The sequence below is a fragment of the Hwanghaeella sp. 1Z406 genome, assembly GCF_048892425.1.
Taxonomy (GTDB): domain Bacteria; phylum Pseudomonadota; class Alphaproteobacteria; order UBA8366; family Aestuariispiraceae; genus Pacificispira.
This window is the reverse complement of sequence record NZ_JBLZHU010000013.1, coordinates 13,475-26,094: the sequence shown is the minus strand read 5'-3', so window position 1 is coordinate 26,094 and position 12,620 is coordinate 13,475. Positions and strand designations below refer to the sequence as shown.

The window sequence follows — 12,620 nt, the reverse complement described above, 5'->3', positions numbered from 1 at the left end:
CAATACCTTTGAACGCCCATGCGTTTCTGCAAGACATTTCCCGGATCAACTGGAACGGATAAGACGAGATTTATACACCATCGTCACCCCGAACTTGATCCGGGGTCCAGAGCGGCAGGTGGGGTTGGGGCGCTTGGCCCTGGTTTCCCGCCTTCGCGGGAATAGCGAAGCCTATACATCAACGTCACCCCGGACTTGATCCGGCAACCTGGGGAGAATGCGTTATAGGCCTGTGCAGGAATGAGGGACGAAACTGCCTAAATCATGAAATCGAACTGGTTCTGAGACTGGCTTTCAATCCCGGCGCGTTGGGCGGCGACGCATAGGTCTTCGACGGTTTTCTTAGATAAGGTTTCCATCGCATACTCTTCGATTTCCTGCCAGATCGGGCGCAGGACGGTATGGCCCAATTCGCTGCCTGCCGGATCGGTCAGGGGGTCGCGCCCGCCTTCCATTTCGTGCACAACGGCAACGATATCAGCGACCGTGATGCGACGGCGTTCCTTTGCCAGGCGATAGCCCCCCCTGGGACCCCGCACGCCGCGTAAAATCTCCGCATGCACCAATTGCTGCAGCACCTGTTCCAGATAGCGGCGGGGAATGCCCTGGCGGTCGGCGATTTCCTTCGACTGAACCGGCAGGTCAGACGCGTGATAGGCAATGTCCAACACTGCCTCAATCGCAAACATCAGTTTCTTAGTCAGCCGCATGACTTTCCCCTCTTTTTATCGGATTCCTGTCGACCCAAAACCGCCGCCACCGCGCTGAGTTTCGTCCAGGTCATCTGTTTCGCGCCAATTCAATGTCACCACCGGCGCAATCACCATCTGGGCAATCCGCATTCCACGCTCTACCGCAAAATCAGACCGCCCATGATTGATCAGAATCACGCCGACTTCGCCCCGATAGTCGCTGTCGACCGTGCCGGGTGTGTTCAGCACGGTCACCCCAAATTTTGCAGCCAATCCTGATCGGGGCCGCACCTGCGCCTCATAGCCAGGCGGCAGGGCGAATTTTAATCCGGTCGGAATGATCGCGCTGTCGCCCGGTGCCAGGATTTTTGTCTCCGTGATGGCGGCCAACAGGTCACAGCCTGCCGCCTCCACACTGCCATAGGCAGGCAGCGGTAAATCCGCCCCATGGGGCAGACGCTGAACCGAAACATCAATTTTTGTGCTTATTGGCTTTGCACTCATATGGACTGTCTCACTTTTTATTTTTTGATCCGGCATCAGACCGAAAGTAATCGGCAATGCGACCCGCCAAAGCGACCGCCACCGCTGGCTTGCTCTGCGCCGGCCAATCTTCCGTGCCCGATGACGTGATGAAATGGATGGTATTGTCATCGCCCCCGAATGTGCCGGTTCCGGGCGATACATCATTTGCCAGAATCCAGTCACAGCCCTTTCGGGCGCGCTTTGCGACAGCTTTTTCAACAACCGATCCGGTTTCTGCTGCAAAGCCGACCACAAGCGCCGGTCGATTGGAGGGTGACTGGGCGATTGTCTTTAAAATATCGGGATTTTCTGTCAGGGTCAGCGTTGGACACTCCGCGCCTTCCTGCTTCTTCAATTTCAGATCTGATTCAGTTGCGATCCGCCAATCCGCAACGGCTGCGGCAAAAATCGCTACATCCACCGGCAGCGCAGACTGACAGGCCGCCAGCATATCCCGCGCGCTTTCCACCCTAATCGTGGAAACGCCAGGGGGATCGGGCAAATGCGTCGGGCCGCTGACCAGGGTGACCGATGCCCCCTGGGCCGCAAGGGCCGTTGCAATCGCATGCCCTTGCTTGCCGGAAGACCGATTGGCGATATAGCGCACGGGGTCAATCGGTTCATGCGTCGGCCCGGCCGTGACAAGCGCCTTGCGCCCCTTCAGCGGTAAATCCTTATCAGGAGACAGGGCCGCCTGAATGGCGGTGACGATGTCCGCTGGTTCCGATAACCGACCAAAGCCGAATTCACCACAGGCCATGGGCCCTTCATCCGGGCCAATCACTGAAACACCGCGCGCTTTTAGTGTCGCCAGATTGGCCTGAGTGGCCGGATGATCCCACATGCGCACATTCATCGCAGGGGCCACCATGACCGGCTTATCCGTCGCCAACAGGACCGTGGTTGCCAAATCATCAGCCAGCCCGGCGGCCATTTTCGCCAATATATCCGCACTGGCGGGGGAAACGACGATCAAGTCCGCTTGTCTGGAAAGCTGGATATGGCCCATTTCCTGTTCATCGGTCAGGGAGAACAGGTCCTGATAGACCTTGTCTTCACTCAGCGCCGCCAGAGATAGCGGGGTGACGAATTGTGCGCCGCCCCGGGTCAGAACACAGCGCACAGCAATGTCCTGTTCCTTTAGGCGTCGGATCAATTCCAGCGATTTATACGCTGCGATGCCCCCTGATACGATTAAGACAATGCGGTGTTGCGCCGCCATCTTCTCTTCCCGGACCGATTAAAAAACAGAATCTCTATGTAGATTAATCCGAGGCGCACCACAAGAGTGTGCTGGGACCGCAAAAGCGCCGGACTATTGGCAATTCACCCCGCCAAATTCACGGCAATCGCAGCCAACAGGGCGATAATGACAACCGGCCCCCACAGCTTGATATTGGTGCTGGCACCTTGAGGCTCGCGCAGACTGCCATCGGGGTTCATACCGTTCTTGGCCAACCGATCCAGAGTCTCTTCCGCCTTTTGCAGGGTGCGTGGCAGGCGCTCCAGCGTCTCCATCGTGTCGCGCAGCGTGTCGGTGATCCGTGCTTCCGGTCCGCGATTGACGATCATCCATTCCTCGATCAAGGGCCTGGCCAGCAGCCACATATTCAAGGTGGGGTTCAGGGTGCGCCCGACGCCTTCGGCCACCAGCATGGTTTTCTGTAACAGCAACAGATCGGGCTGGGTGGGCATATCGAACCGCTCTGTGGTGCGGAACAATTGCTCCAGCAATCGGCCAACGGAAATCTCGTTTAACGATTTATCCAGAACAGGTTCCCCAATCGCGCGCAGGGCCTGGGTGAACAGATCGCGCGATTGCGTTGGCGGGACATAGCCGATTTCAAAATGCGCATCGGCAACGCGGCGATAATCGCGGCTGAGGAACCCAACCAGCGTATCGGCCATGAATATCCGCTGCCGCCGGGTTACACGCCCCATAATCCCGAAATCCACGGGACACAGGCGCCCATTTTCATCAATGAACATGTTTCCGGGATGCATATCCGCATGGAAATAACCATCCCGGAAAACCTGCAGAAAGAAAATCCGCGATGACCGGGCCAGGATATCATCAACATCATGACCGGCGGCGCGCAGGGCATCGACATCATCAATGTTAATTCCACGAATGCGCTCTGTCGTCAGCACGCGCTGGCCGGTGCGTTCCCAATCCACATCGACGACATGGAATCCTTCGTCGCCTTCGCAGTTCTCTTTCAGTTCGGCCGCCGCCGCCCCTTCCAGGCGCAAATCCAGTTCGACCCGGATCCATTCTTCAAAGGTATTTACGACAGCGACGGGCTTCAGGCGGCGGATCGGGGGGTAAATCCGCTCCGCCATTTTCGCCAGAAACCGAAACAGGCCAACGTCGCGATCCAGCTTGTCGACAATACCGGGCCGCAGGACCTTGACTGCGACATCCCGCCCATCAGGCGTTACCGCGAAATGGACCTGCGCGATGGAGGCTGCGGCGACCGGATCCCGGTCAAACTGCGCAAAGGCCTGCATCAATGGCATTGCCAGGGTTTCTTCGATGGTCGCAATCGCCTGATCGGTTGGGAAAGGATCCAGCCCGTCCTGTAACAATTCCAAATCCCGGGCCACGTCCTCGCCCACCAGATCCGCACGCACCGACAGGGCCTGACCTAATTTGACGTAGCTGGGTCCCAGATCCGCAAAGGCGGCAGCAAGGCGTTCGCCGGGGCGACCCGGACGCTTGCGCCGGAACATAACCCGCAACAGCCAAACGCAGGCACGCAGAGGCGCAAACCGGCGGCTGACCTGTTCCAGCGGCCACAGCGCATCATGGCGGGCCAGGCTGCGCGCGATACCCACCAATCGACCAAGGTGTAAGAGACCCGTCAACATTGTTTAGATACGCCACCCCTGATGAATAGCCGCAATGCCGCCCGATAGATTGCGATAGGTGACCGTCTGGAACCCGACATTTCGCATTTTATCGCACAGGGCGTCTTGCGGCGGGAAACGACGGATGGATTCGGCCAGATAACGATAGCTTTCCTCATCCTTGGCGACCCATTTCCCCAACGCTGGCAAAACCTTGAAGGAATACGTGTCATAAACCTTATCCAGGACCGGCAGCGCAACCTGGCTGAATTCCAGGCACAAAAACCGCCCGCCTGGTCGCAGCACGCGATAGGCCTCGCTGAGGGCTGAGTCGATATCCGTCACGTTGCGCAGGCCAAAAGCAATTGTATAGGCATCCACACTGGACTCCGCGATTGGCAGGCGTTGGGCATCGCCAACGGTCCAGTCCAGCGACGTTAAAAGGGCCTTGTCGATGGCACGATCGCGCCCGACGCGAACCATATTTTCCGTCAGATCACAGACGGTGACGCGCGACCCGCCCGCTTCCAGGAAACGGAAGGCGATGTCCCCCGTTCCCCCGGCAACATCCAGCAGGTGTTGACCGGTCCGCGGGCGCAATTGATCGATCAGAGACGCCTTCCACAGCCGATGAACACCCCCGGACATCAGGTCGTTCATCAGGTCATAGCGCCCTGCCACAGAGGAAAACACCCCCTGAACCAGGCCGGGCTTTTCCTCTGGGTTTACTGTTCTGTAGCCGAAGCTTGCGTTATCGCTGGTCTTTTCTGTCATGATGAGCCAGACAATAGCGCTGAGAAACCAGTAATCAAAGCATATCTGCCATGCCAGAGCTTCCAGAGGTCGAAACAGTATGTCGCGGGTTGCGCCCCGCCATGGTCGGGTTGCGCCTGTCACGGGTCGATCAACGCCGCGCGGACCTTAGATTTCCCTTCCCTGCGGGCTTTCAGGACCGGTTGGAAGGACGCCGCATAACCGCCATCGACCGCCGTGCAAAATATATTCTGATCCGACTGGAAGATGGCTGGACCTGGCTGGTGCATCTGGGCATGTCCGGGCGATTCACCGTTGGTCCGGGCGGGCTTGCCACCAATGGTCAGGCCACCAGTGGTCAAGCAGGCCACAATTCCGGTTGGGCCCTGGGCGAAAAACACGACCATCTGATCGCCGAAATGGAATCGGGTGCGCGGGTCACCTATAATGATGCCCGGCGCTTTGGATATATGGACCTGATCCCACCGGGGGGAGAGGCCACCAGCCCGCACCTTATGAATCTGGGACCGGAACCCCTATCAGAAGCCTTCAACGCCAGGCAATTTTCAGACGCCATTCGGGGCAAACGCACGCCGATCAAAGCTGCCCTGTTGGATCAGCGTCTGGTCGCCGGTTTAGGCAATATTTATGTCTGCGAGGCATTGTGGCGTGCAGGCATCAGCCCGAAACGTTCCGCCCATACCATCGTAGGCCAGCGCGCAGAACGCTTGGTGCCCGCCGTAAAGGATGTTTTGACCGCTGCCATTGCCGCAGGCGGATCGTCTCTGCGGGACTATGTTCAGGCGACGGGCGAATTGGGATATTTCCAACATTCCTGGGATGCTTATGACAGGGAGGGAGATCTGTGTCGTCGTCCAGACTGTGATGGCACCATGATCCGCATCGTCCAATCTGGGCGATCCAGCTATTATTGCCCCCGCCATCAACGCTAGACACAGTAAATTTTTGCCGTGAAATCAAGCCGATCTATATCAGCATTGTGTGACGCAAAAAAACCGGATAGCAAACGTCCCATGAATTTTGTCAAACAGACAATGGCGCGGGGCGCATTCTTGGCTTTTCTGGGACTAACCTCTTTGGGGTTGGGGCCCAGCATTGTTGGGGGTATCGTCATCGGGCTGGCTGGCAGCACATCCGCTGGCGCACAGGCCTTTATTGAAGGGTCAGAGGACCTGCCCCTGGCCCCGATGCTGACACCGGTGGCGGAAGGGGCCGTGGTTTTCGATTCGCCTTCCGGTCGGATTGTTGAAGCGATCGCCTATGGCAATACCAGTCGGAATACCGTGACAGACTTCTACATCAAGACCTTGCCTGAATTGGGGTGGAAATCACTGGATGCAACGCATTATCATCGCGAAGGGGAGCGTCTGGTAATCGATTTTTTTGGCGCCGATGGGGCGCTGAATGTGCGGTTTACGTTGGTCCCGGAATAGGATGCCCCGGACATCGTTGACCGCGTTGGAAGAGACTGAACGCGCCACCAGGAATGACTTTGGACCGGCACCGCGTCGGACCGAAACGGAACAAACTAAGGGGAATGGAAGATGGGTTACGAGCAAATTCTGACAGAAAAGAAGGACGCTGTCGGTATCATCACATTAAACCGACCCAAAGCTTTGAACGCGCTGTGCGCGACCTTGATCAAGGAGCTGGGCCGCGCATTGGACGACATGGAAGCGGACGACGCCATTGGTGCCATCGTCCTGACCGGGTCGGAAAAGGCCTTTGCCGCAGGCGCCGATATCAAGGAAATGGCCGGTAAATCCTTTATGGATGTCTACCTGCAGAACTTCATTACCGAAGGCTGGGAGCGCGTGACGACCTGTCGCAAACCCGTGATCGCCGCGGTCGCAGGCTATGCCCTGGGCGGGGGCTGTGAACTGGCCATGATGTGCGATTTCATCATCGCCGCCGACACCGCAAAATTCGGACAACCGGAAATCACGATCGGCACGATCCCCGGCGCTGGTGGCACACAGCGCCTGACGCGCTTTGTCGGCAAATCGAAGGCCATGGAAATGTGCCTGACGGGTCGCCTGATGGACGCGGAAGAGGCAGAACGCGCTGGATTGGTCAGCCGGGTTGTCCCCGCAGAAGAGCTGCTGGGCGATGCCCTTAAGACTGCCGGTAAGATTGCCAATCTGTCGCGCCCTGTCGTCCTGATGGCCAAGGAATGCGTCAACCGGTCCTATGAAACCACGCTGGCGGAAGGCATCCGGTTCGAACGCCGCGTGTTCCATTCAACCTTCGCCACCGACGATCAGAAGGAAGGCATGGCAGCCTTTGCGGAAAAGCGCACCCCCAAATGGACCAACCGCTGATCCGGGACGCCCAGCGATAATAAAGAAGAAACACCGACTTTCGCTCGGTTGGGGTTGACGGGGGCCTTTTTGCTCCGTATAAGCGCCGCCGATCCAACACCGTGCCCCCGGCATTCCGGGTGGCCTATGAAATAAGAGATGTAAGACAATGGCGAATCATAAATCCGCGCTGAAGCGCATCCGCCAGACCAAGAAGCGGACCGATCTGAACACCGCGCGTCGCAATCGCATTCGCACCTATGTGCGTCGCGTTGAGGAAGCGATTGTCAGCGGTGACCGTGCTGCGGCGACGGAAGCGTTGAAAGTGGCAATGCCCGAACTGCATCGGGGCGTGTCCAAAGGCATCATGCACAAGAGCACCGTCAATCGGAAGCTCAGCCGCCTGGCCCAGCGCGTGAAAGCCGTCAGCGCTTAATATTCTCGTTTAGGGTGGCGTTAGCGCGCGCCCTATCTCAATAGCCGATATGAAAGACCGCCATTTGTTTTATAGATGGCGGTTTTTCATTGTCGCACTTCTGTCACAGAGTGCAGTGCGATATTTCCGACCCGCCTCCACGCAATTTCATCGAATTGTCATTTTCTGGTTCGCATGTAGCAGACTCGAAACAGTTTTTACCACTTCAATACCCAAGATCAGTATTTGTATCACACGTCCAGGAAACAAGCCATTTAGAGTCAACCGATTTATTTTCCGAATCGGGTAAGTTGTTCGCTTGATCGACCAAATTCGGATGCGTAAGATTGCTTCAGATGAGGTTGGTCAACCCCACCTAACGCCAGAAAAACGGGATGCCTGTCATGTATTTGATAGGTAAATTCCAGGGAACGTAAGAAATACCGTCTTTTTCGGCTATGACGTGCCGGAATAATACTTCCTATGGGCCTCGTTTTAGTGTGGCTTGCTGAGTTTTGGCAAGGGTTTCACTTGTTTGGTGAAATTTCTTGTTGGGATGAAAGGCAATATTCGTAAGATGTGCCGTGCACTTCTAACTGATGTCCTTTTGTCTCTTCCAGCCAGCCAAGTCTGGGTGATGTTGACCCCATATCGGTGTGACATCATCGCTGAGGGGCGATGATGGTCCGGTCCGGTTTATGTCGAAAGACATATCCCAGACGGAAAGGGGCAGGAAATGAGTTCGCGTCGCGGCAATGCCGTATGTCTGATGGTCCCATGCACTGCGCAGGCAGATGCGGAAGGAAGTTTCAGATGCGGTGCGGTTATGACAACGGCCATAATTCTGCGGGCTTTGGCCCCAGCGTGATTTTTTGGGGGTTGGACAGAAGTTTATGGATTTAAAAACAAATGAACAATGGGCGCGCGTTCGAGCCGGATTGCGCGAAGAGTTTGGGGAAAACGCCTATAAAAGCTGGCTTAAGCCCTTGACGCTGGAGGCTGTGGAAAATGGGACGGTGCATTTGTCCGTCCCCACACGATTCATGCGCAACTGGATTGAATCGCAATATGGTGCCCGGCTGGTTGCGCTGTGGTCATCTGAAAATTCTGAAGTCAAATCCGTTTCCGTCCGGCAGGCCCGTCAACGCCCGGCCCAGGAAGACGTCGCGCTGGACGCCGTCGCCGCCGAGGCGGGAGACCAGACTGTCGATCTGGAGGCTGTTGCCACCGCCAATCTGTGTGCGCCGGTCGATCCGCGATTCACATTTGGAACCTTTATTGTTGGCAAGCCCAATGAATTGGCCTTTGCCGCCGCCCGCCGGGTGGCAGAGGCCCCTAATGTCCCGTTCAACCCGCTGTTCCTGTTTGGCGGTGTGGGTCTGGGCAAAACCCATCTGATGCATGCCATTGCCGGGCAGATCCGCGCCAATGCCCCGCAAAAGCGGGTGCTGTATCTGTCCGCCGAGAAATTCATGTACCAGTTCATCCGGGCCTTGCGCTACAAGGACACAATGGCGTTCAAGGAGCTGTTCCGGTCCGTTGATGTCCTGATGATTGACGATGTCCAGTTTATCGCCGGCAAAGAGAACACCCAGGAAGAATTCTTCCATACCTTCAATGCACTGGTGGATCAGAACCGGCAGGTCGTCATTTCCGCCGATAAATCTCCCGCAGAGCTGGATGGCATCGAAGACCGCATGAAATCCCGTTTGGGTTGGGGGCTGGTCGCGGAGATTCACAGCACCACCTATGAATTGCGCCTGGGCATTCTTCAGTCCAAGGCCGACCAGATGCATGTCGACGTGCCCATCAAGGTTCTGGAGTTCCTGGCCCATCGCATCACATCGAATGTACGCGAATTGGAAGGCGCGCTGAACCGTCTGGTCGCCTATGCCAATCTGGTAGGTCGCCCGATCAATCTGGAAAACGCTCAGGAGGTTCTGCATGACCTGTTGCGCGCCAATGATCGCAAAGCCACGATAGAAGAAATCCAGAAGCGGGTCGCAGAACATTTCAACATAAAGATTTCTGAGATGCATTCCGCACGCCGCAGCCGTGCTGTCGCAAGGCCCCGTCAAGTGGCGATGTATCTGGCAAAGCAATTGACCGCGCGGTCCCTGCCCGAAATTGGACGCAAATTCGGGGGTCGCGATCATACGACCGTCATGCATGCCGTTAAAAAGGTCGATGAACTGCGCCAATCAGACCACAGTTTTGCAGAAGATGTGGAACTGCTGCGTCGCATGCTGGAAGGGTGATTCGCGAATCGGGTGATTTTTCATCCTTTTGGGCGACGAAACACCAATCCGCTGTTGCCTCAGACGATCCACTATATCTTGTAGATCACTCAAAAAACTGACGTAATTTCAAATACTTGTGGTGACGCCGGAAATTTATCGCGAAATCTGTGATGGCGCGCCCTGATTCTGCAAAAAAAGCGGGCGTTATCGGGCATGCATGCTATAGTCCCATCCCGGTCGGACAGTCTGCGCAGACATGCAGGATTTCCTTGTTCGACGGGCGGAATCCGGCGATGCGATTCAGCCTGGATCATCCGAAGCACGAGAATTTCATCCCGTTCTGGGAAGGCTTTTTTCAAAGCGCTTTTTGCAACGGGGCATGGGAAGCAAGAGAGAGTTTTGGGAGCGTGCCTGTATGAAAGGGCTTCTTAACCCTGCACAGCGCATAATCGGACAACAACCACGGAAATGATCATTTAAGCCATGAAACTGACCATCGAACGGGCCGCGCTGCTTCGCGCATTAAACCACGTCCAAAGTGTCGTTGAGCGCCGCAATACCATTCCGATCCTCGCCAATGTTCTGGTTGAGGCCAAAGACGGCATGCTGAGCCTGAATGCCACGGATATGGATATCTCCATCGTTGAGAAAACGGTTGCTGAGGTTTCCTCTCCCGGGTCGATCACTGCGCCTGCGCATACGTTGTATGACATCGTTCGCAAACTGCCGGAAGGGGCGCAGGTTGATCTGGATGCCAGCGGTGGCGGGGATCGCCTGGTCCTGTCGTCTGGACGGTCACGGTTCACCTTGCAGACCCTGCCGACAGAAGATTTCCCGGTCATGACAGGGGGCGATATGCCCCATAGTTTCGATCTGGATTCCGGGGCGATGCGCACCCTGATCGATCGTACGCGCTTTGCAATTTCGACAGAAGAAACCCGCTATTATCTGAACGGTATCTATGTCCATGCGGTCACAGAGGGCGATCCGAAGCTGCGCGCGGTTGCCACCGATGGCCATCGCCTGGCCCGGGTTGAAATCGATCTGCCTGAAGGGGCGGAGACGATGCCCGGCGTCATCATCCCCCGCAAGACCGTCGCGGAATTGCGCAAGCTGATTGAAGAAGCAGATGGGGCGATCACGATTTCCCTGTCCGAAACAAAAGTCCGCTTCGAATTTGATGGTGCGGTGCTGATATCTAAATTGATTGATGGCACCTTCCCGGATTACGAACGGGTCATTCCCACCGGCAATGACAAGATCCTGAAAGTGGATCGCGAGACCTTCTCTCGCGCGGTAGACCGCGTGTCGACCATTGCGACCGAAAAACTGCGCGCCATCAAGCTTAGCATCGATTCAGGTCAGGTTACCCTGAGCGCGTCGAGCCAGGAGAATGGTACCGCTATCGAAGAACTGCAGGTGGATTACGACAAGGAATCCATCGAAATCGGCTTCAATGCCCGGTATCTGATGGATATCGCCGATCAAATCGAAAGCAGCCAGGCGGAATTCCATCTTGCCGATGCAGCGTCACCGACCATCGTGCGCGATGCGGAAGACCCTGGCGCGTTGTATGTCCTCATGCCGATGCGAGTGTGATTGCACCCGTGAGCACAATGGCCGCAGCGAAGAAACCATTCGACGCATCATCGGCCGCCCCTGCGCTTAGAATTCGGCGGCTGCGTCTCAGCGCGTTTCGGAACTATCAGGCGGTGGCGCTGAATCCTGATGCGCGCCCGGTCGTGCTGACCGGACCCAACGGGGCGGGCAAGACAAACCTGTTAGAGGCCTTGTCGATGCTGACCCCCGGGCGCGGTTTGCGGCGCGCCAAAACCGGGGAAATGGATCGCATTGATCCAGACAGCCCCCCCGTTTCGGGAGCCGCCTGGGCCGTGGCGGGCACTGTCGAAACCCCCTTTGGCCCTGTGGAATTGGGCACCGGGCGAGACCCGGAAGGGGAACGCAGACTGGTCCGCATCGATGGAGAGGCGGAACGCAGTCAGGCCGCCCTGGGCGAACATTTATCCGTTGTCTGGTTGACGCCCCAGATGGATCGCCTGTTTCAGGAATCTGCCGGTGAACGCCGTCGCTTCCTGGATCGTTTGATTTACGGCTTTGACCCAGCCCATGCCGGTCGGGTCAATGCCTATGACAAGGCCCTGCGCCAACGGGCGCGCCTGTTGAAAGATGGCGGTGCAGACACCGCCTGGCTGGGTGCACTGGAATCGCAGATGGTTGAGCGGGGGATCGCGATTGCCGCGGCCCGGCTGAGCCTGACAGATCGTTTGGCCCGTGCCTGTGCCCGTGCAGAAGGTCCCTTCCCAGGGGCTGACCTAGCGGTTCAGGGGGATGTCGAAGCCTGGCTGTCTGGAACGTCTGCACTGGAAGCAGAGGAACGCTTTGCAGCCGCCTTGCATCAGGGGCGCGGGCGTGATGCAGAAACCGGCGGGGCGGCGATTGGGCCACACCGATCCGATCTGGCGGTGACGCATCGGGATAAAGGACTGCCCGCCGGACAGTGTTCAACCGGGGAGCAGAAAGCCCTGTTGATCGCCATTGTCCTGGCCCATGCGCGCCTGCAAGGGGCGGAACGGGGTGCAGGACCGGTCCTGTTGCTGGACGAAGTGGCCGCACATCTGGATGAGGCCCGGCGCGATGCTTTGTTTGAAACGATTTTGGGGTTGGGCTTACAGGCCTGGATTACAGGGACGGATCAGAACGTCTTTGGCACCTTTGGGGATCAGGCCCAGTATTTCGCGGTGGAGGCGGCACAGGTCCGCCCCATCGAATTGTGACTGAGTTGATGATAAATAATAAGGTAAGA

General features: G+C 56.9%; 12 protein-coding genes. 7 read left to right on the top strand and 5 right to left on the bottom strand.

Annotated elements, in window-relative coordinates:
* Window positions 1–257: 257 nt before the first annotated feature.
* The 5 genes from ACOSDR_RS19295 to ubiE all read right to left on the bottom strand — a co-directional run bounded on the left by ACOSDR_RS19295 (window position 258) and on the right by ubiE (window position 4,841).
* Window positions 258–710: an RrF2 family transcriptional regulator gene (locus ACOSDR_RS19295; RefSeq protein WP_420723429.1), complete on the bottom strand. Its 453-nt coding sequence runs from the start codon at window positions 708–710 to the stop codon at window positions 258–260.
* A 15-nt stretch (window positions 711–725) separates the two neighbouring features.
* Window positions 726–1,196 (bottom strand): dUTP diphosphatase, encoded by a 471-nt coding sequence (gene dut / locus ACOSDR_RS19290; RefSeq protein WP_420732289.1) that lies wholly within the window; start codon window positions 1,194–1,196, stop codon window positions 726–728.
* A 10-nt stretch (window positions 1,197–1,206) separates the two neighbouring features.
* Window positions 1,207–2,439 carry a bifunctional phosphopantothenoylcysteine decarboxylase/phosphopantothenate--cysteine ligase CoaBC gene (gene coaBC, locus ACOSDR_RS19285; protein WP_420732288.1) on the bottom strand — a complete coding sequence of 411 codons (1,233 nt, stop codon included), beginning with the start codon at window positions 2,437–2,439 and terminating at the stop codon, window positions 1,207–1,209.
* Window positions 2,440–2,543: 104 nt separating this feature from the next.
* Window positions 2,544–4,088: a 2-polyprenylphenol 6-hydroxylase gene (gene ubiB / locus ACOSDR_RS19280; RefSeq protein WP_420732287.1), complete on the bottom strand. Its 1,545-nt coding sequence runs from the start codon at window positions 4,086–4,088 to the stop codon at window positions 2,544–2,546.
* Between the two features lie 3 nt (window positions 4,089–4,091).
* Window positions 4,092–4,841 carry a bifunctional demethylmenaquinone methyltransferase/2-methoxy-6-polyprenyl-1,4-benzoquinol methylase UbiE gene (ubiE, locus tag ACOSDR_RS19275; protein WP_420723425.1) on the bottom strand — a complete coding sequence of 250 codons (750 nt, stop codon included), beginning with the start codon at window positions 4,839–4,841 and terminating at the stop codon, window positions 4,092–4,094.
* A 50-nt stretch (window positions 4,842–4,891) separates the two neighbouring features.
* On the opposite strand from ubiE, the gene mutM reads away from it, so the two are divergent.
* From mutM to recF, 7 genes are all read left to right on the top strand, one after another.
* Window positions 4,892–5,773 (top strand): bifunctional DNA-formamidopyrimidine glycosylase/DNA-(apurinic or apyrimidinic site) lyase, encoded by an 882-nt coding sequence (mutM, locus tag ACOSDR_RS19270; protein WP_420732286.1) that lies wholly within the window; start codon window positions 4,892–4,894, stop codon window positions 5,771–5,773.
* Between the two features lie 81 nt (window positions 5,774–5,854).
* On the top strand, window positions 5,855–6,274 hold the full coding sequence (locus ACOSDR_RS19265; RefSeq protein WP_420723423.1) for a hypothetical protein: 420 nt from the start codon (window positions 5,855–5,857) through the stop codon (window positions 6,272–6,274).
* Between the two features lie 111 nt (window positions 6,275–6,385).
* Window positions 6,386–7,162, top strand: a complete 777-nt coding sequence (locus ACOSDR_RS19260; RefSeq protein ID WP_420723422.1) for an enoyl-CoA hydratase — start codon at window positions 6,386–6,388, stop codon at window positions 7,160–7,162.
* Window positions 7,163–7,310: 148 nt separating this feature from the next.
* Window positions 7,311–7,577, top strand: a complete 267-nt coding sequence (rpsT, locus tag ACOSDR_RS19255) for a 30S ribosomal protein S20 (RefSeq protein WP_420723421.1) — start codon at window positions 7,311–7,313, stop codon at window positions 7,575–7,577.
* Between the two features lie 872 nt (window positions 7,578–8,449).
* On the top strand, window positions 8,450–9,814 hold the full coding sequence (gene dnaA, locus ACOSDR_RS19250; RefSeq protein ID WP_420723420.1) for a chromosomal replication initiator protein DnaA: 1,365 nt from the start codon (window positions 8,450–8,452) through the stop codon (window positions 9,812–9,814).
* Between the two features lie 465 nt (window positions 9,815–10,279).
* Complete coding sequence (dnaN, locus tag ACOSDR_RS19245) at window positions 10,280–11,395, top strand: DNA polymerase III subunit beta (RefSeq protein WP_420723419.1); 1,116 nt, start codon at window positions 10,280–10,282, stop codon at window positions 11,393–11,395.
* Window positions 11,396–11,412: 17 nt separating this feature from the next.
* Complete coding sequence (recF, locus tag ACOSDR_RS19240) at window positions 11,413–12,591, top strand: DNA replication/repair protein RecF (protein WP_420723638.1); 1,179 nt, start codon at window positions 11,413–11,415, stop codon at window positions 12,589–12,591.
* The last annotated feature ends 29 nt before the right edge of the window (window positions 12,592–12,620 follow it).

Excerpts from the sequence above, each read along its gene's own strand:
- dnaN (WP_420723419.1), top strand. The coding sequence starts at position 10,280 with ATGAAACTGACCATCGAACGGGCCGCGCTGCTTCGCGCATTAAACCAC.
- recF (WP_420723638.1), top strand. The coding sequence starts at position 11,413 with ATGGCCGCAGCGAAGAAACCATTCGACGCATCATCGGCCGCCCCTGCG.
- dut (WP_420732289.1), bottom strand. The coding sequence starts at position 1,196 with ATGAGTGCAAAGCCAATAAGCACAAAAATTGATGTTTCGGTTCAGCGT.
- rpsT (WP_420723421.1), top strand. The coding sequence starts at position 7,311 with ATGGCGAATCATAAATCCGCGCTGAAGCGCATCCGCCAGACCAAGAAG.
- mutM (WP_420732286.1), top strand. The coding sequence starts at position 4,892 with ATGCCAGAGCTTCCAGAGGTCGAAACAGTATGTCGCGGGTTGCGCCCC.
- ubiE (WP_420723425.1), bottom strand. The coding sequence starts at position 4,841 with ATGACAGAAAAGACCAGCGATAACGCAAGCTTCGGCTACAGAACAGTA.
- ACOSDR_RS19260 (WP_420723422.1), top strand. The coding sequence starts at position 6,386 with ATGGGTTACGAGCAAATTCTGACAGAAAAGAAGGACGCTGTCGGTATC.
- dnaA (WP_420723420.1), top strand. The coding sequence starts at position 8,450 with ATGGATTTAAAAACAAATGAACAATGGGCGCGCGTTCGAGCCGGATTG.
- ubiB (WP_420732287.1), bottom strand. The coding sequence starts at position 4,088 with ATGTTGACGGGTCTCTTACACCTTGGTCGATTGGTGGGTATCGCGCGC.
- coaBC (WP_420732288.1), bottom strand. The coding sequence starts at position 2,439 with ATGGCGGCGCAACACCGCATTGTCTTAATCGTATCAGGGGGCATCGCA.
- ACOSDR_RS19295 (WP_420723429.1), bottom strand. The coding sequence starts at position 710 with ATGCGGCTGACTAAGAAACTGATGTTTGCGATTGAGGCAGTGTTGGAC.
- ACOSDR_RS19265 (WP_420723423.1), top strand. The coding sequence starts at position 5,855 with ATGAATTTTGTCAAACAGACAATGGCGCGGGGCGCATTCTTGGCTTTT.